We start from the raw sequence: 17,414 nt of genomic DNA on the forward strand, positions 1-17,414 counted from the left end.
CATCGACGATCCCGGACCGACCGGCTGTATTCTTGGAGAGAATTCGCATGAAAATCCTACCGAAGCTCGCGCTGGCGGCCGCGCTCGCGACGGGCATGGGCAGCGTCGTGCTGACCGCGCCGCTGTCTGCGCAGAAGAAGAAGGAAGAAGCGGCCGGCGGTCTGAAGCTGAGCCCTGAAGCGCTGAAGGCGGCCCAGGCCGCGCAGCCGGTGCTGCAGCAGAAGAATTATGCCGCCGCCGAGCCGCTGGTCGCCGCGGTCGAAACCGCTGCCAAGACCGAGGATGACAAGTACATCGCCGCGGCGATGCGCTACGAGCTCGAATCGGGCAAGCTGTTCGCCGCCCAGCAGGCCAATCCGAACGCGCCGATCGACGAGGCGGTGCTCGCCAAGCCGCTCGACGCGCTGATCAACAGCCCGTCGACCCCGGCGGCCGACAAGCCGCGCTATGTCTATCGTCGCGGCGCGCTGGCCTTCAACGGCAAGCAGTATCCGATCGCGCTGCAATATTTCCAGCAGGCCAAGCAGCTGGGCTATAACGATCCCAACCTGCCGATGCTGATCGTCAAGTCGAAGTTCGAAACGGGCGATGTCGCAGGCGGAAATGCCGAGCTGGCGTCGGTGATCGACCAGATGAACGCATCGGGCCAGAAGGCGCCGGAGGACTATTACAAGTTCGCTATCGGTCGCGCGAACAAGGCGAAGCAGGTCCCCGAGACGCTGAGCTGGATGCGCAAGTGGCTCGCGGCCTATCCGACCCCGCAGAACTGGCGCAACGCACTGGTCATCTATGGCCTGCAGCAGGGGTCGCTGGCGACGCTGGACAAGAACCAGAAGCTCGACCTGTTCCGCCTGATGCGCGCTTCCAAGTCGCTGGCCGACCAGAACGACTATATGGAATATGCGCAGTACGCGACCGACAAGGGCCTGCCCGCCGAAGCCGCGACCGTGCTGAAGGAAGGCATGGCGACCGGCAAGATCCCGGCCGGCAATGCCACGGCCAAGGCGATGCTGTCCGCCGCCGAGACCAAGAACCGCCAGGAAGGCTCGCTCGCCCCGACCGAGGCACGCGCCAAGTCGGCCGCCGACGGCAAGCTCGCCGCGCTGACCGGCGAGGCCTATTATGGTCAGGGCAACTACGCTAAGGCGGCCGAGCTGTATCGTCTGGCGCTGCAAAAGGGCGGCGTCGACGCCAATGAGGTGAACACCCGCCTCGGCATCGCACTTGCCGCCAGCGGCGACAAGGCGGGTGCCAAGGCTGCGTTCGACGCCGTCAAGGGCGCGCCGCGCGCCGATCTGGCGAGCTTCTGGAACACCTGGCTGTCGACCCAGGCGTAAGGAATGGGGACCCGCGTCGGGGACGGCGCGGGTCTTTTTTCTTGGCGAGGTGTAGGGCGTGGCCTTCGACTTCGCTCAGGCTGAACGGCGGTTGCCGTTTATCGGCGCAACATCCCACATCCGTCCAGCCTGAGCGAAGTCGAAGGCAACGCCAAAGCGCCAACAAAAAAGGCCGGTCCTCCCGAACGGAGAACCGGCCTTTTTATTGCCTCCGAAACCGGATCAGTCGGCTTCGATCGGAATTCCCGAAACCTGCTTGGCCGTCCGGATGGTCAGCGACGTCTTGACGCTGGCGACGTTCGGCGCAGGGGTCAGATGGCCGGTCAGGATTTCCTGGAAGCTCTTCAGGTCCGAGGCGACGATCTTCAGGATGAAGTCGATCTCGCCGTTGAGCATATGGCATTCGCGCACTTCGGGGATGCCCGCGACATGCGCCTCGAAGGCGGCGAGGTCATGCTCGGCCTGGCTGCGCAGCGATACCATCGCGAAGACGGTGATCGGAAAGCCCAGGCGCGCGGCGTCGAGGTCGGCATGATAGCCGCGAATGGCGCCAGCTTCCTCCAGCGCGCGAACGCGGCGCAGGCAGGGCGGGGCGGTCAGTCCGACGCGTTCGGCCAGCTCCACATTGGTCATACGGCCATCGGCCTGCAACAGCGCCAGGATCTGCCGATCGATGCGATCGAGCGCCATTACACGATACTCCACATAAACTGCCGAATCCCTATGCTCTTTGACGGCGTACTATAAGAAAATTACGCACTACCGTAATTCTCGGGCATTGCAACGCCACCGATAAGGATATTTGCAGGTTACCAGTTGGAAGGATAAGGACGTTAAGACAGGGGCGTTAGGGCCAATCGGCCATGCGTGAAGGGAGCTCAGTGCGGTTCGACGATAGTCTGGCGACGATTTTATCGGCCGACACTGCGACGCCTTTCGGCGCGCAGACTGCCTGGCGGCAGCTGATCGACCTGATGAGCCGTGGGCGCGTGCCCGCCGATCCGCCGATGCTGGAGCGGCTCGCCGAATTGCGGCACAGGGTGGCCGAAGGCGTGCGCATCGCCAGCGCGCGTATGTTGAGTGCCGGTCGCCCGCCCATCGCGCTGGTGGCATTCTTCGCCCAGGACACGCTACCAGTCGCCGCGACCGTGCTGCGCAGCGCGCAACTGGCGGATGAGGACTGGCTGGCCATCCTCCCCGCATTGAACCCGCGAACCCGCTCGGTCCTGCGGCACCGTCGTGATCTGTCCGATAGGGTGATTCGCGGGCTGGAGAGTTTCGGCCCGGTCGATTTTGTCCTGCCGCACCTCGCCGGCGCGGCCGAGCCAGCGCCGCACGTCGCCGCGGTGCCGTTCGAAACCGTGTCCGAACCGCTGGTCGAGCCGGTCCCCGCCGCGCCCCTAGGGGAAGAGCCTGTGATGGCTCCGCAGCCCGTCGAAGAACCCGACGCCGCGCCGGTGTCGATCCTGCTCGACCCGCTGCCGACCCAGGCGGCAACGCCGTTCGTCGCGCTGGGCCAGGTTGCACGCAGCTTGCCCTTCATGGCCGAGGCGATGCGCCACGCCCCGCCGCCAGCCGCGCCGCCACGTTACGAGATCGCGGATCTCGTGGCGCGTATCGACGCCTTCAACCAGCGGCGCGAGGAAGTGACCGGCGCGACGCAGAATGATGCCGGGCCAGCCCATTTCGATTTCGAGACCGACGCCAACGGCCTGATCCTGGGCGTCGAGGGCGTCACGCGTGGGCCGCTGGTCGGCGTCAGCATCGCCGAGACCGCGATGCAGGGCTTGGCGCAGTTCGACGGCGTGGCGATGGGCGCATTTCGCCGCCGCTCCGGTTTCCGCGACGCGCGGCTGGAAATCGGCGGCAGTTCGGCGGCGGCAGGATCGTGGCGGGTCTCCGCCATGCCCTTTTTCGACCCCGCGTCGGGGCGTTATGCGGGCTATCGCGGCAGCGGACGTCGTCCGCGCCGGGACGAGATGGCCAATGTGGTCGAGGCAGCGCCCGAGACGTCCTCTTCCGATTCGCTGCGCCAGCTGGTCCATGAACTCCGAACGCCCGCCAATGCGGTCGCGGGCTTTGCCGAGCTGATCGAAAGCGAATTGCTGGGGCCGGTGGCGCCCGTCTATCGCGATCGTGCCAGCGCGATCCGCGCCATGGCTGCCGATCTGCTGGCCTCGGTGGAGGATCTCGACACCGCCGCGCGGATCGAGGGGCATGTGCTGGAGCTGCGACCGACCATCGTTCCGCTCGCGCCGCTGATCCAGCGGGTGCTGGCCGAACTGGGTCCACTGGCTCAGTTGCGCCGTGCCGAAATCCGTTTCGATCCGGCGTCCGCGAACCTGTCGGCACTGGCCGATGATCGGGCGTGTGAGCGTCTGTTGACCCGTCTGTTCTCGGTGCTCCTGTCCAATTGCGTGGTGGGAGAGCGTCTGTCGGCCAGCCTGTCGGTCGACCAAGATATGGCGGCGCTGCGGATCGATCGCCCGCTCGCGCTGACCGTCGAGGCGGATGCGGCGCTGCTCAGCGAGGCGGGGGACGAGGAACAGCGCGACGGCGCGCCCCTGCTGGGCACGGGCTTCTCGCTGCGCCTGATCGACAAGCTGGGGGCCGAGATGGGGGGCGGCCTGACCATCGGTCTGCACCGGGTCGTACTGGCGCTGCCCATCGGTGGCGACCAGCGCGCAGGGCAGGCGTCGAACGCCTGATCATGCCCAGCGCCGCTCGCCCCCGGCGCCATGAGGCCGCCTCCGCTGCCGAGCGGATCGTCTGGCCCGAAGCCTTTGGGCGGCGGTTCCTGGTGACGGTCGATGTCGAGGAGGAGTTTGACTGGACCGCGCCGCTCGATCCGCGCCATCGTTCGACCAAGGCGATGCGGGCTTTCGGTCCGGCCCATCGCCGCTTTGCCGAGGCAGGTGTCGGCCTGGCCTGCATGGTGGACTATCCGGTCGCGGTGGACCCCGCCGCCGTGGACATATTGTCCGAATGCCTGGCCGATGGCCGCTCCGAGATCGGGGCGCAACTCCATGGCTGGGTGACGCCGCCCTATCATGAGGTCGTCGATCCCTTCACCAGCCATGCGGGCAATCTGCCGCTCGAATGGGAAGCCGCCAAGCTCGACACGCTGACGGACAGGCTCGCCCAGGCCTTTGGCGCGCGGCCGCGCTTCTTCCGGTCGGGCCGTTATGGCCTGGGTCCCGCCTCGCTGGCGTTACTGGCTTCCCGGGGCTATCGGATCGACAGTTCCATGCGGGCCTGCCATGATTATGAGCCGAGCGGCGGCATGGATTTCAGCGCGATCGACGCGCATGGCTTTCGCCGCGAGGGGATGGTCGAACTACCCTTGACCAGTGTCTATACCGGCTTGCTCCGGCGGGGCGGGGCGGGGCTGTATCGCCGGGCAGGACGCTGGCCGCGCGGGCACGGTATCCTCGCCCGGGCCGGGCTGCTGAACCGGATTCCGCTGACGCCCGAGGGCGTGGGCATCACCGACGCACTGGCGGGGATCGACCGGGCGCTGGACGATGATGTGCGGCTGCTGACCTTCTCCTTCCACTCGCCGACGCTGGAGCCGGGGCATACGCCCTATGTCCGCGATGCGCGCGACCGGGCGATGTTCGATCGGTGGTGGGATCAGGCCTTTGAGCGGCTGGCCAAACATGGCGTGACCGCGACGACCATCGACGAGATTCTTGCCTTCACCGGATGACCGGGCTGCCGGGTACGGGCAGCCCGGTCGCCGCTATCAGCGCTTCATCGCCTCGATCAGCTTCTTGACGTCCTGGCTGCGGCCGCGCGGCAGGATCAGGATATCGTCACCGCTGGCCACGACGATCAGGTCCTGAACATCGACCGCGGCCACCCGGACGCGGTCGGTGCGGATCAGGCAGTTCTTGGTATCGATCGCCAGCACTTCGCCGCGATGCGCGTTGCCGAAGCCGTCCAGCTCGCTGATCGAATGTAGCGCGTCCCAGCTGCCGACATCGTTCCAGCCCATGGCGACGGGTACGACAGCGACGCGGTCCGCGCGCTCCATCACGGCATAGTCGATCGAGTCCGACGGGCAGGCGGCGAAATCGGCCTCGTTCGGGCAGATACGCTTGCCGTCATGGCTGGCGGCACGCATCGCCTTTTCGGCGGCGACCAGCATTTCGGGGGCGTGCTGGCCCAGTTCCTCGAGGAATCGGTCGGCGCGGAACAGGAAGATGCCGCCGTTCCAGGCATAGTCTCCCCGCGCCAGCATGGCCTCTGCGCGTTCCAGCCGGGGCTTTTCGACGAAGCGCGCGACCTGATGCACGCCTGGCGCGATCTCGCGGCCCACCTGGATCCAGCCATAGCCGGTCTCGGGCTTGTCGGCCGCGATGCCGAAGGTGGCGAGCCAGCCCTGCGACACCATCGGCAGCGCGGAGCGGATGGCGGCGTGGAAGGCGTCGAGATCGGCGATGACGTGATCCGACGGCATGACCAGCAGCACGTCCTCGGGCTTGGCGGCCAGGGCGGCCAGCGCGATCGCGGGGGCGGTGTTGCGCGCCACCGGCTCAAGGATGAGCGCCTGGGGCGGCGTGCCCGCTTCGGTCAGCTGCGCCTCGACGATGTCGGCGTGGCGCTGTCCGGCAACGACGATGGGCGCGGCGAAGTCGTTGGAAATGGTCCGTTGCGCGGTAAGCTGCAACATCGTCTCGTCGGAGGTCAGCGGCAGCAGCTGCTTGGGCATTTCCGGTTTCGACATCGGCCACAGACGTGTGCCGGATCCACCGGAAAGGATGACCGGCACGATCGGATTATGCATGAATGCCCCTCAGGATTGTCCGCGCCAGACGGGAATGACATGGCGGCGGGATCGGTTGTAACGCCTGCATAACGCATATCTTCACGGTTCGTTTGTCATTATTTGCAAAAATATGGAAAATCGCTCCAATGACGGGGCTCAGGGTGTGCGTCGGGGAAGCCGGTCCATTAGATGATCCGTCTGTTCAAACATTATGTCCCCCATGCGGCGCTGCTGCTTGGCCTGGCCGACTTCCTGCTGCTGATGGTCGCGGCGGAGCTGGGCTGGGTCCTGCGCGCGCATCAGATCGACTATCCTGTCGGCAGCTTTGCCGAACGGCTGCCGCAGGTGCTCAGCTTCGCGATCCCGCTTCAGATTTCGCTGCTGGCGGTCGGGGCTTATACGGCGGCGTCCTTCCTGTCGCTCCGGTTCGCGGCAGCGCGATTGATGGTGGCGATCTCGCTGGGCGTGATCTTCCTGTCGCTGATCTTCTTCTTCTTTCCCAGTGTCAGCTACTGGCGATCCAGCCTGTTCTTTTCCATGGTTTTCGCATCGGTGCTTCTGGTCGTGGTGCGTGGGCTGCTCGGGCGATATCTGGGGGGGGATCGGTTCAAGCGGCGGGTGGTCCTGATCGGTGCGGGCGCGCGGGCGGCGCAAATCGCCGCGCTGGCGGAACGGCCGGGCTCCAATTTCGTGATCGCAGGCGCGATCGCGATGCGCCCGGAGGAGAATGCGGTCCCGCGCGCCGTGCCGCGTTCCGCCATCCCGAGCCTGTCGGCCTTCGTGCTCGAGCGTGAAGCGGGCGAGGTGGTGCTGGCGCTTCAGGAACGACGCGGCTCGCTGCCCTATCAGGACTTGCTGCGCGTTCGTACGACGGGCGTCCATGTATCGGAGATATCGACCTTTCTGGAGCAGCAGACGGGGCGTATCGATCTCGCCTCGGTCAGCCACAGCTGGTTGATCTTTTCCGATGGCTTCGCGTCGGGCCGCATGTGGTCGGCGATGGCCAAGCGCGCCTTCGACATTTCGGTCAGCCTGATCCTGCTGGTCTTCGCGGTGCCGGTAATCCTGGTCACGGCCATCCTGATCCGGCTGGAATCGCGCGGACCAGCTTTCTATCGGCAACGGCGCGTTGGCCTGTTCAACCAGCCCTTCGATATCCCGAAACTGCGTTCGATGCGGCAGGATGCCGAACTGGCCGGGCAGGCGGTCTGGGCGGAGAAGGACGATCCGCGCATCACCCGTGTCGGGCGTTTCATCCGCAAGGTGCGGATCGACGAACTGCCCCAGATCTGGTCGGTGCTGATGGGCGAGATGAGCTTCGTCGGCCCGCGCCCGGAGCGTCCGCAATTCGTCGAGCAACTGGAGCAGCAAATTCCCTTCTATGCCGAGCGTCATATGGTGAAGCCGGGAATCACCGGCTGGGCACAGCTCAACTATCCTTACGGCGCCTCGATCGACGATGCGCGGCACAAGCTGGAATATGACCTGTATTACGCCAAGAACTACTCCCCCTTCCTCGACGCCCTGATCCTGCTTCAGACGTTGCGGGTGATCCTCTGGCCCTCGGGCGCGCGCTGATCGTGAGCGAGGACAGGAGGGCGATATCAAGGGGACGCGACCGGCGGCGATCGCATCCCTATCCGATGATGCGGCGCAAGCGGCGCATCTGGCGGCGGCGCTCGGTCCAGCGGCGTCTCCGCATCCTGGCCGTGCTGGGCGTCATCGGGATGGCCGTGGCGGGGCTGCTGGCCCTTGTCTACACCAGCAAGCCGCCGGTCGATCCGGCCCAGGCGCTGCGGCGCGCCACGGCGGCGCTGGAAGCGGGCAATTACCATGCGGCGCATGACCAGGCCCGGCAGGCAGCCGAGGCGGCTCCCCGCTCGCAGGCGGCGCAGATGATGCTGGCACGGACCAGTTTGTTGCTGGGCGAGGGCGTGACGGCGGACGCCGCTCTCGACCGGGCGCTGAAGGACGGCGTGCCGCTGGACCAGACGTTGGCGGCGCGGGCCGAGGCGCGGTTTCTTGAGGGCGATCTGGCAGGCGCGCAGAATGCGGTCGATCATATGCCTGTCGAGCGCGACGCGGCGATGGCGCGGATCGCGGCGCAGGTGGCGGCGCAAGAGGATGGCGGCGTTCCCCTGCGACAGGCGCTGCAAGGCCTTGTCGCCCTCTATCCCGATGACGCACGCATCTGGACCGATCTGGGGCGCAGCCGCTTTGGCGCGGGCGATATGGACGGAGCGTCCCGGGCGGCGGCGCGAGCGGCGGCACTGGCTCCGGCCGATCCCGATGCACTGACCCTGCAGGGTGAGGTGCTGCGCGCCCGCTATGGGCTGGCGGCGGGGCTGCCCTGGTTCCGGGCGGCGTTGGGACGCGATGCCTATCACTTGCGGGCCCTGATCCAATATGCGGCGACGCTCGGCGATCTGGGGCGGGCGAGCGACGCGCTGGCTGCGACCCGATCGGCGCTGGTGTCGCAGCCCGGCAATCCCGACGCCTTCTATCTCCAGGCGGTCATCGCCGCGCGGGCGGGGCGTTATGCGCTGGCGCAACAATTGCTCCAGCTCACCGGCGGCGCGCTGCGGATGCGGCCCGGCACGGCGATGCTGGAGGGCGCCATCGCCTATGCGCAGGGACGGCCGCAGCGGGCCGCGCGTGCGTGGGCGCGGCTGGTGACGATGCAGCCCATGAACGTGGTCGCCCGCGAACTGCTGGCGGCGGCGCAACTGGGCGTGGGGGACCGGCCCGCCGCACTGGCGACGCTGCGCCCGATCCTGACGCGGGCCGATGCGGATGGATATGCGCTGCGGCTGGGCATGATGGCCGACCCCGAGAATGCCTTGGTGCTGAGCGACCGAGCCGCCTCCGGGCAGCGGGGCGACGCCGCGATCTTCCGGCCCGATCGCGCGGTCGGCGAACTCAGGATGGCGGCGGCCGAGTCCCCGACCGATCCGACCTATGCACTGGGCCTGATCCGGGGGCTGGCGAGCCAAGGCGACCGCGCGGGGGCGATCCGGGTCGCCCAGTCGCTGGTCCGCGCGAGCCCCGGTGCTCCGGCCGCGCAGCTGGCTTATGGCGATGCCCTGGCCACCGCCGGGCAACATGCCGCCGCGCTGGGCCCTTATGCCAGGGCGGCGGACCTGACCTTTGACGAGCCGACCATGTTGCGGCTGGTCGACGGCTATCAGCGAACCGGGCGCGCCCGTGACGCGGCGGTGAGCCTGGGCCTGTATCTCTCGCAAAATCCGCAGAGCATCCCCGCCCGCCGCCTGCTCGCCCAGTGGCAGATGACCGCCGGGCGCTGGGACGATGCGATCGAGACGCTGGAGGGGCTGCGTACCCAGCTCGGTCTGCGCGACGTGGCGCTGCTCCACGATCTGGCCATCGCCTATGCCGAGGCGGGGGATGGGGTGGTCGCGCGGCGCTATGCAGCGGCGGCCTATCGACTGGCGCCGATGAATGCGGGCGTGGCCGATGCCTATGGCCGAGCGCTGGCCGTGGCGGGTGAGCGCGAGGGCGCGCGGCAGCTGTTCGAGAAGGCGCTGGCCCTGGCACCGGGGAACCCCACGATCCTGGCACATCGCGCCCAACTCTGACGTGGCGCGCTTGGCAGGAGGGGAGTGGTGCCGTACCAGCGGCGCCATGACCGACCTCGCCACCCCCGTCCTGGAACGTATCGCCGCCGCCCTCGAACGGCTGGCGCCGCCGCTGGCGCCGTCCGCCGATCCGCTGGCGCATCCGGCCTATATCTGGCGGAGCGGGGCGCTGCACGCCGCGCGCGGTTTCGCACCGGTGCCGCTCGACCTGTTGCACGGGCTTCACCAGCAGCGTGAGGCTCTGCTCGCGAATTTGACGCGTCTGGCGGACGGACATGCCGCGCAGGACGTGTTGCTTTGGGGCGCGCGAGGCACCGGCAAGTCGGCGCTGGTCAAGGCGGGCGTCGCCGCCGTTCAGGCGGATCGTCCGGGGCGGCTGGCCCTGGTGTCGGTGCACACGCTCGACAGCCTGCCCGAACTGTTCGCGATGCTGGAGAGCGTCGACCGGGCCTTTGCCGTCTTCATCGACGATCTGGGCTTTGAGGAAGCGGGCGAGGCGCGCAAGCTGCGTTCGCTGCTCGATGGCGGGGCGGAGGCGCGGCCGGCGCATGTCCGTCTGCTCGTCACCGCCAACCGCCGCCATCTGCTGCCCCGTGATCTCAGCGAGCAGGACAGCGCGATCAACCCGCGCGATGTGGTGGACGACCAGCTGGCTCTCGCCGACCGTTTCGGATTGAGCCTGGGTTTCCACACGCTCGATCAGGACGGATATCTGGCGATCGTGCGCGCCTATGCGACACGCCATGACCTGCCGTTCGACGGTCATGAGGCGGTCAACTGGGCAACCCGCCGCGGTAGCCGTTCGGGACGCGTGGCATGGCAATATATCGTCGATCTGGCGGGACGACTGGGGCGAAATCTGTAATAAATCGGGCGACGGATAAAAAACCTCTTGCACCCATCGGAGCCGCTGGCTATTGGCGCGCCTCCAGCACGGATCGGCCTTCCCGAAAGGCTCTGAAAACCGATCCGTACTCTCTAGTCGGGGAGTAGCTCAGCCTGGTAGAGCACTGCCTTCGGGAGGCAGGGGCCGGAGGTTCGAATCCTCTCTCCCCGACCATTTCCATAAAATCCTTGTGAAAACGTCCTAACATCCCTCAGGGGAGCATCTGTACTTCAGGATGATCCTCTCGCTGTACACGGACGTGCATGCGATGGATCATCACGATCTTGCCCGACGCGGGCACCTATTCCGGTATCGTCGAAAAATCGCCCTTTATGGCACGACGAATCCGATCGCCCCGCCATGGAGCACGGTACGTCTTTTCCATGCGTGCAATATCTCTGGGCGCCTCGGCGCCGCTTTGGAGGCGTTGCGATGGGAGCACCGAGCCTGTGGCAGCCTCTATGCGACGCTCTGGCAGCACCGCGCGAACCATAGTCCAGATATCTGCTGGGTGCAGGGCGATCAGCGGCATTTGGCCCGTGGCGGATCGTCAGGAAAAAAACGTCGGGACGTGCCCCCGTTTGTTCATCCATCCGGAAATGGAAGCCGCGCTGTAGAAGGGGCGGACGGAATGAAGCCGAAGCAGGTTCCGGAAGAGCAGATCATCGGCATTCCGAAGGAAGCCGGGGTACGGCAGGCGATCTATGGAAAAACGAAACTGCACGTTCGACGGTGTCGATATATTCGCGATTATTGCGAATGCCATGCTGGCTTGGTGATACCTGTATCCGTGTTGACGCCAGTCCATCATTTTTGAAACCGGCCTATGCGGATACCGCCTTGACCACCCGGCTCGCGACGGCGGTCAGTGCGCACCACGGCTGACCGCCACGGCCATCGGAGATCGCCTTTGAGTGAGCGAGGCCGAGATGAGGAACAGGAGCCGGGTCATCGGGCCTTGCTGACGCTGGCGCCGGTGGCCAGTTCCTCGGCATCCTGCGCGATCGTCAAAACATGGTGTATGGCGGCCTCCTCAAGGACGGCCCTGCACTGTCAGCCGTGTTTCGCATGTGCCGTTTCCAGTGGAACGAGGTCTATCGCGCCGTCCCGCGCCTGGTGACGGAGTCGTCGCATATGCGCGCCGTCCGTCGCCGGAACGATACTGCGATGGGCGAGAGCCACGCGGGGTCACGGTCTTGCTCAAGATATCATGGCCCATGGACCAGCATTTTAATTAATATTACGCAATAATATACGTTACCGCCGTAGCAAAAATCAACAATTGACGGGAGTGGAAGCTAAAGCGTAAATTGATTTCAGGCGATTTTCGAAAAAATCGTAGAATCATAAAGTTTGAATAGTTCGAGCGGCTGAAAAGCGATTGGAGGCGGCCTGTGCATCGCTTTCTTTTGAGAGAAAACATAGCGTTATTTCGTGCGCGTCTTGCCGAAAGCCGCGACCCGTCGGGACGGGCCAATCTGATGCGCCGCATCATCGAAGCCGAGGCGGATTTTGCAGAAATCGAGGAGCAGTCGGCGGCGGCATCCTATCGCGATCAGTCTGCTTTGATCGTCGCCGCGCACAATGGCCTGCACGATGCGTTGGTGCGGCATGGTGCGCAATTCGGGACGATCCGTCTGTTCGATCTTCAAAGCGACAGTCTCGATCTGCTGGCACAGGTCAATCTGCCACTGCTTTACCTCGTCCACTTCGCAATCATCACGAAAAACAACGGGTCCGCCGATGGGCGTTGTATCCAACGGCAAGCCCCCGTGACGATCGATGATGTCGAACAGGATGGAAATTACGGCGCCCACCTGCTCGTCGCGCGCTTCACGGGATATCGATCGGTCGAGTCCGTGCCGATCAACGGGGGGGATGGCCATCTCGTGGGCACCATGTCGCTTCTGTACCGTTCCCTGCGCGGCTTCGCCCAGGTCGATGCGCCGCCACTCGCCGAACAGGCCCAGTCACTCGGCCCCATGATCGAGACCCTGCTGCCGGATCGGGGCCGGTGACGGAGACCGTGTCAGGGCGGACATGATCCTACCGTCCTTCACGCCGATCTCCACGTCGGACGTCGCCGCGATCCCCGGATCGTGGGTGAAGCACATAATGGCGCGGCCCTGTTGATCGGCGAGCATGGTGAACGTCTCCACGACCCTCGCGGTATTGCGCTGTCCGGATTGCCCGTCGGTTCGTAGCCCGCCAGCCCCCGCCTCCGCGAGCAGGGCTTCTGCCCGGTCGCGGCTCTGGACGCGATCGACCACGCCGGGTTGTCGCCACGACTCGCGCCGTCACCACGCGGCCGGGCCATGCTTTGGAGGGCAGCCATGCGCGCTGGCCCACATGGACAGGTGGGGAATGTCGAGTTCGTCCACCGTGGCGGGGATACCGTTCCGGTCAGTATGTCCGATCTGCGCCAGGACATGGGTGGAGACCGCCCTCACGCCAGGCTGGATGGCGTGCCTGATGACGATGCCGTCGATGCGTCGCTAGGCCAGGGTGGCGATCGCGATCAGCCAGATGATCCTGCCTGTCGTCCCATCGCATGGACCAGCCTGCGTGCCCCAGCCGCGATATGCCAGCCAGCCGCGATGCAAACATCGGACCTGCGGGATGCGGTGGAGCATCCGGGACAATACGGACGGCGGATTGATGTCGGGCTCGCTATCACGCTGCTTGTCGAATGAACGGAGAGGTGGTCATGGCGAACACCGTAACGCGAACGGGCACAGCGCAGGCCGCGATCAACTTTGAGGCCAGGAACTGGTACATCGGGGTTGGCGGGGTCGCGATGGTCAGCGGCGTCGTCGCCCTGATCGACTTGTTCATCACGACGATCCAGGCCCGCTACATCGTCGGCGCCGTCGTCGCGGCCGGTGGCACGCTGATGCTGTTCTACGCCATAGGAATCCGTTCCCGGCTCTGGACGGCAACCTTCTTCCTGGGTGCTGTCGCCTATCTCGTCGTGTCGTTCGGCCTGTTGCACGACCTTCTGTTCAACAAGAGGGTCCTGATGATGTGGTCGATGGGGCTTTTGCTGATGTCCGGGGGCCTGCGCTGCGCCTTCGCGGCCTATCACGCCATGCCGGGGCGTCAGGCCATGCTGCTGTCAGGCGTCATCAGCCTGGCGGCGGCGGGCTGCATCGCCCTGACCTGGCCCAGCATCGGTTTCTGGACGCTGGGTCTGATCCTGGCGACCAATCTCGGTTTCGAAGGCATGGCCCTGATGCTGCTGGGCTTCACGCTGGATGCCCGGTCCGCGCGATAAGGCGGCCGTTCGCGGGCCGCGCCGGGGCCTTTCCGCCATCGCAGTCCAAGGAGAGAATGTCATGTTCGACGAGACGATCACGCGTCTCCGCGCCGATGGGATGCGGACGACGCGGTACGAAAACTTCATCGGCGGGCGCTGGGTCGAGCCGGTGGACGGCGGATATTTCACCGACCACAGCCCCATCAACGGGCGTCCGATCGTGCAATTCGCCGAGTCGACCGCGCGCGATGTCGAACTGGCGGTGGACGCGGCGTGGCGCGCTCGTGGGGCATGGGGCGATCGTTCCCCCGCCGAGCGGGCTACGTTGCTGTTGCGCATAGCCGATCGGATCGAGGCCCATCTCGAAAGCCTGGCGCTGGCGGAGACGATCGACAACGGCAAGCCGATCCGTGAGACGCGCAGCGCCGACCTGCCGCTCGCGATCGACCATTTCCGCTATTTCGCCGGGTGCATCCGCGCCGAGGAAGGTGCGGTTTCGGTCATCGATTCCGATACCGTCGCCTATCACTTCAACGAGCCGCTGGGCGTGGTCGGTCAGATCATACCCTGGAACTTTCCGCTGTTGATGGCGGCGTGGAAGATCGCGCCCGCTTTGGCCGCCGGGAATTGCGTGGTCATCAAACCGGCCGAGCAGACGTCCCTGACGCTGATGATGGTGGCCGACCTGATCGCCGACATCCTGCCGCCGGGCGTCCTGAACATCGTCACGGGGGCGGGCCATGTCGTCGGCCGCGCGATCGCCGAGAATCCGCGCGTCGCCAAGATCGCCTTCACCGGATCGACCGATACCGGCCGCACGATCATGCACTATGCCGCCGAACATGTGATACCCCAGACGATGGAGCTTGGCGGAAAGTCGCCGAACATCTTCATGGCCGACGTCATGGACCGCGACGACGACTTCCTTGCCCGCGCGATCGAGGGTTTTGCGATGTTCGCCTTCAACAAGGGCGAGGTATGCACCTGTCCCAGCCGGGTCCTGATCGAGGACAGTATCTTCGAGCCGTTTCTGCAAAAGGCGCTTTCCCAGGTCGATCGCCTGCGGGTGGGCGATCCGCTCTTGCCCACCACGCAAATGGGGCCGCAGGCCTCGTCCGGTCAGCTCGCCAAGGTGCTCGACTATATCGATATCGGCCGGCGCGAAGGGGCGGAGTGCCGGATCGGTGGCGAGCGTCTGCGCCCGGGGGGCGAACTGGACGATGGCTATTTCGTCCAGCCCACGGTCTTTGTCGGCGACAATGCCATGCGCGTGTTCCAGGAGGAGATATTCGGCCCGGTCCTGTCCGTCACCCGCTTCAAGGATCGCGACGACGCCATCCGCATCGCCAACGACACGCGCTACGGACTGGGGGCCGGGGTGTGGACGCGCCATGGCAACGACGCCTATCGGCTGGGTCGCGGCATACAGGCCGGAAGGGTCTGGACCAACTGTTACCATGTCTATCCGGCCCATGCGGCGTTCGGCGGTTACAAGGACTCCGGCTTTGGTCGTGAGAACCATCGGATGATGCTATCTCATTATCAACAAGTGAAAAATCTTCTCGTCAGCTATGACGAGCGACCGCTTGGCCTGTTCTGAGGGCCGTGTCCTGATGATCTTGTCTGTCATGGGGTGCCGGACGGGTTCTGGCCGCCTGCGCACATGGGCTTGTATGAGATACGTATTTGCATCGGATAGTACGAGACTGTAAAAGATAGATCCGTAAATTATGAATGTCATGATTCTATATTATGAGTTATATTGGAAATATTGACAGTATTTAAATAGCGGATGTTTTCATGCTGGATTGAAAGTTGCTTGCCGCGATTGGTCTTGCGTTGGCCGGTGTCGCCGGTTCGGCCTATGCCACCATGCCGGTCGGCGTACCCGACGCGACCGTGGCGGCTGGCTTCTCGGTCACGCTGTTGTCGAAGTGCTCCATCTCTTCCTGGCGGGACCGGCTTGATCCTCCCCCCCTGGGCGCGGTCCCGCCCTTTTTTGGGGTTCGCTATCAAGGGATGACCCGGGCTCGTGTCCGTGATGGTCGGACCCAATAGCTTGCGTCTTCACCGTTACGGCGACGCTGGCGGATCGGTCGTCGCCAGAGGCTATCTGCGTCATGGCTTTGCCGGGAGCGGTCCGGCGCTTGGCGCGCTGATGCCGGAAAGCGTGCCGCGTGCGCAGGTCAGTCTGGCACGCGTGACCTATTCGGACAGGGTGACGATCGATATCTCACCCCGATCGCAACGGAGAAGGCGACACAGGGGACAGGGCAGGGCGCTTGCACCCCTCCGCCATCGCCAGATAGGCGAGCACCAGCCCGCTCACGCAGGCCCAGACCGGCAGCGGCAAAGGCCCGAACCCCAGCCCGGCGGCCAGCGGCGACAGCGGCAGCGCGACGGCGAGCGCCAGGCCGCCCAGCAGCAATCCCGCCATGACCGGATCGGGGCGACTGCGCCAGAAGGGGCCGCGCGTGCGGATGACGAAGACGACCAGGATCTGCGTCGCCATGGATTCAATGAACCATCCGGTGCGAAAGGCGGCCGGATCGAGGTGGAACAGGTGGCGCATCGCTGCAAAGGTCAGGAGATCGAAAACCGACGATAACGGCGCCATGATCGCGGTGAAGCGGATCAGCGCGTGCATGTCCCAGCCTTGCGGTTGGCCGACATCGGCGGCATCGGTGCGGTCGAACGGCAACCCGGCCTGCGACAGGTCGTAGATCAGGTTGTTGAGCAGCACCTGAACCGGGGTCAGCGGCAGGAAGGGCAGCCACAGCGACGCCAGCGCCATCGTCACCATGTTGCCGACATTGGAGCTGGTCCCCATGCGGATATATTTCATGATATTGGCATAGGTCCGCCGTCCCTCCGCCACGCCCGCCGCGACAACCTCCAGATCGGGGGCCAGCAGGATCATGTCCGCGGCCTCGCGCGCAATGTCGGTCGCGCCGTCCACCGACAGGCCGACATCGGCGGCGCGGATCGCGGGGGCGTCGTTGATGCCGTCGCCCAGAAAGCCGACCGTGTGGCCCCGCGCGATCAAAGCGCGGACGATCCGCGTCTTCTGGTCGGGCGAGACCCGCGCATACAGGTCGACCGTGTCTACCCGCGCCGCCAGCGCGGCATCGCTCAGCCCGGCGATCTCGTCCCCGCTCAGCAGCTCGGTGGCTTGAAGTCCCAAGGCCGCGACGACATGGCGCACGACCGCGGGGCTGTCGCCGGAGACGACCTTCACCCGCACCCCCGCCATGCCCAGATCGGCGATCGCGCGGCTCGCGCTGATCTTGGGCGGATCGGCGAAGGCGCAATAGCCGACCAGCGTGAACCCCGCCTCGTCGACGATCTCGTCCTGTCCGTCCGCGGCCTTGACGGCGATGGCCAGCAGCCTCAGCCCCGCTGCGTATCGCTCGGCCTCCAGCCGGGCCAGCCGCCCGCGCGCCGTCTCGCCGCACGCGGGTGGTCAGCGCGATCGAGCGGCGCAATGCCTCGACCGAGGCGCGCGCCCGGTGCTCCTGTACCATGTCGAGCGCGATCGAGGCGGCCACGACTAGCGTGATGATGGCGA

At 65.7% G+C, this 17,414-nt stretch carries 16 protein-coding genes and 1 tRNA gene; 12 read left to right on the top strand and 5 right to left on the bottom strand.

Annotated elements, in window-relative coordinates:
• Positions 1-47: 47 nt before the first annotated feature.
• Positions 48-1,337: a tetratricopeptide repeat family protein gene (locus SP5_RS10215; protein WP_042487892.1), complete on the top strand. Its 1,290-nt coding sequence runs from the start codon at positions 48-50 to the stop codon at positions 1,335-1,337.
• A 222-nt stretch (positions 1,338-1,559) separates the two neighbouring features.
• Here SP5_RS10215 and SP5_RS10220 read toward each other — a convergent pair whose 3' ends face one another.
• Entirely contained in the window at positions 1,560-2,027 is a 468-nt protein-coding gene (locus tag SP5_RS10220) for an Lrp/AsnC family transcriptional regulator (RefSeq protein WP_042487895.1), read from the bottom strand.
• 191 nt (positions 2,028-2,218) lie between these two features.
• Between SP5_RS10220 and SP5_RS10225 the strand changes: the two genes are divergently transcribed.
• Positions 2,219-4,045, top strand: a complete 1,827-nt coding sequence (locus tag SP5_RS10225; protein WP_052811488.1) for a sensor histidine kinase — start codon at positions 2,219-2,221, stop codon at positions 4,043-4,045.
• A 2-nt stretch (positions 4,046-4,047) separates the two neighbouring features.
• On the top strand, positions 4,048-5,046 hold the full coding sequence (locus SP5_RS10230; protein ID WP_042487897.1) for a polysaccharide deacetylase family protein: 999 nt from the start codon (positions 4,048-4,050) through the stop codon (positions 5,044-5,046).
• A gap of 36 nt (positions 5,047-5,082) precedes the next feature.
• Here SP5_RS10230 and SP5_RS10235 read toward each other — a convergent pair whose 3' ends face one another.
• On the bottom strand, positions 5,083-6,126 hold the full coding sequence (locus SP5_RS10235; RefSeq protein WP_076711144.1) for a mannose-1-phosphate guanylyltransferase/mannose-6-phosphate isomerase: 1,044 nt from the start codon (positions 6,124-6,126) through the stop codon (positions 5,083-5,085).
• Between the two features lie 171 nt (positions 6,127-6,297).
• Here SP5_RS10235 and SP5_RS10240 point away from each other — a divergent pair, with 171 nt between their 5' ends.
• From SP5_RS10240 to SP5_RS10260, 6 genes are all read left to right on the top strand, one after another.
• A complete protein-coding gene (locus SP5_RS10240) occupies positions 6,298-7,686 on the top strand; it encodes a TIGR03013 family XrtA/PEP-CTERM system glycosyltransferase (RefSeq protein WP_042487901.1) in 1,389 nt (462 codons plus the stop codon).
• 65 nt (positions 7,687-7,751) lie between these two features.
• Positions 7,752-9,704, top strand: coding sequence for a tetratricopeptide repeat protein (locus tag SP5_RS10245; protein ID WP_042487904.1), 1,953 nt, complete (start codon positions 7,752-7,754; stop codon positions 9,702-9,704).
• 46 nt (positions 9,705-9,750) lie between these two features.
• The gene (locus SP5_RS10250) at positions 9,751-10,569 is read left to right on the top strand and encodes an ATP-binding protein (RefSeq protein ID WP_042487907.1); all 819 of its coding nucleotides are present in this window, start codon (positions 9,751-9,753) and stop codon (positions 10,567-10,569) included.
• Between the two features lie 118 nt (positions 10,570-10,687).
• Positions 10,688-10,764, top strand: a tRNA-Pro gene (locus SP5_RS10255).
• A 61-nt stretch (positions 10,765-10,825) separates the two neighbouring features.
• The gene (locus tag SP5_RS19110) at positions 10,826-11,407 is read left to right on the top strand and encodes a hypothetical protein (protein ID WP_157013661.1); all 582 of its coding nucleotides are present in this window, start codon (positions 10,826-10,828) and stop codon (positions 11,405-11,407) included.
• Positions 11,408-12,071: 664 nt separating this feature from the next.
• The gene (locus SP5_RS10260; protein WP_042487910.1) at positions 12,072-12,608 is read left to right on the top strand and encodes a GAF domain-containing protein; all 537 of its coding nucleotides are present in this window, start codon (positions 12,072-12,074) and stop codon (positions 12,606-12,608) included.
• Here the strand turns inward: SP5_RS10260 and SP5_RS19115 are convergent.
• Together SP5_RS19115 and SP5_RS19495 are read right to left on the bottom strand one after the other, a co-directional pair.
• Entirely contained in the window at positions 12,561-12,860 is a 300-nt protein-coding gene (locus SP5_RS19115; RefSeq protein ID WP_157013663.1) for a hypothetical protein, read from the bottom strand. The two genes, SP5_RS10260 and SP5_RS19115, sit on opposite strands and share 48 nt — an antisense overlap.
• 27 nt (positions 12,861-12,887) lie before the next feature.
• Positions 12,888-13,040: a hypothetical protein gene (locus tag SP5_RS19495; protein ID WP_167334697.1), complete on the bottom strand. Its 153-nt coding sequence runs from the start codon at positions 13,038-13,040 to the stop codon at positions 12,888-12,890.
• 257 nt (positions 13,041-13,297) lie between these two features.
• Here SP5_RS19495 and SP5_RS18515 point away from each other — a divergent pair, with 257 nt between their 5' ends.
• Both SP5_RS18515 and SP5_RS10270 read left to right on the top strand, forming a co-directional pair.
• Positions 13,298-13,864 carry an HdeD family acid-resistance protein gene (locus tag SP5_RS18515; protein ID WP_157013664.1) on the top strand — a complete coding sequence of 189 codons (567 nt, stop codon included), beginning with the start codon at positions 13,298-13,300 and terminating at the stop codon, positions 13,862-13,864.
• Between the two features lie 61 nt (positions 13,865-13,925).
• Entirely contained in the window at positions 13,926-15,446 is a 1,521-nt protein-coding gene (locus SP5_RS10270) for an aldehyde dehydrogenase family protein (RefSeq protein WP_042487913.1), read from the top strand.
• Between the two features lie 633 nt (positions 15,447-16,079).
• On the opposite strand, the gene SP5_RS10275 is transcribed toward SP5_RS10270, so the two are convergent.
• Positions 16,080-17,276: an HAD-IC family P-type ATPase gene (locus SP5_RS10275; RefSeq protein WP_157013665.1), complete on the bottom strand. Its 1,197-nt coding sequence runs from the start codon at positions 17,274-17,276 to the stop codon at positions 16,080-16,082.
• On the opposite strand from SP5_RS10275, the gene SP5_RS19500 reads away from it, so the two are divergent.
• On the top strand, positions 17,170-17,400 hold the full coding sequence (locus tag SP5_RS19500; RefSeq protein WP_167334698.1) for a hypothetical protein: 231 nt from the start codon (positions 17,170-17,172) through the stop codon (positions 17,398-17,400). The genes SP5_RS10275 and SP5_RS19500 overlap by 107 nt on opposite strands.
• The last annotated feature ends 14 nt before the right edge of the window (positions 17,401-17,414 follow it).

It is taken from the genome of Sphingomonas parapaucimobilis NBRC 15100, assembly GCF_000787715.1.
In the GTDB taxonomy this organism is placed as follows: domain Bacteria; phylum Pseudomonadota; class Alphaproteobacteria; order Sphingomonadales; family Sphingomonadaceae; genus Sphingomonas; species Sphingomonas parapaucimobilis.

Coding starts and splice junctions, on each gene's coding strand:
- SP5_RS10270 (WP_042487913.1), top strand. CDS start 13,926: ATGTTCGACGAGACGATCACGCGTCTCCGCGCCGATGGGATGCGGACG.
- SP5_RS10240 (WP_042487901.1), top strand. CDS start 6,298: ATGATCCGTCTGTTCAAACATTATGTCCCCCATGCGGCGCTGCTGCTT.
- SP5_RS19110 (WP_157013661.1), top strand. CDS start 10,826: ATGATCCTCTCGCTGTACACGGACGTGCATGCGATGGATCATCACGAT.
- SP5_RS10215 (WP_042487892.1), top strand. CDS start 48: ATGAAAATCCTACCGAAGCTCGCGCTGGCGGCCGCGCTCGCGACGGGC.
- SP5_RS10220 (WP_042487895.1), bottom strand. CDS start 2,027: ATGGCGCTCGATCGCATCGATCGGCAGATCCTGGCGCTGTTGCAGGCC.
- SP5_RS10245 (WP_042487904.1), top strand. CDS start 7,752: ATGATGCGGCGCAAGCGGCGCATCTGGCGGCGGCGCTCGGTCCAGCGG.
- SP5_RS18515 (WP_157013664.1), top strand. CDS start 13,298: ATGGCGAACACCGTAACGCGAACGGGCACAGCGCAGGCCGCGATCAAC.
- SP5_RS10250 (WP_042487907.1), top strand. CDS start 9,751: ATGACCGACCTCGCCACCCCCGTCCTGGAACGTATCGCCGCCGCCCTC.
- SP5_RS10230 (WP_042487897.1), top strand. CDS start 4,048: ATGCCCAGCGCCGCTCGCCCCCGGCGCCATGAGGCCGCCTCCGCTGCC.
- SP5_RS10235 (WP_076711144.1), bottom strand. CDS start 6,126: ATGCATAATCCGATCGTGCCGGTCATCCTTTCCGGTGGATCCGGCACA.
- SP5_RS10260 (WP_042487910.1), top strand. CDS start 12,072: ATGCGCCGCATCATCGAAGCCGAGGCGGATTTTGCAGAAATCGAGGAG.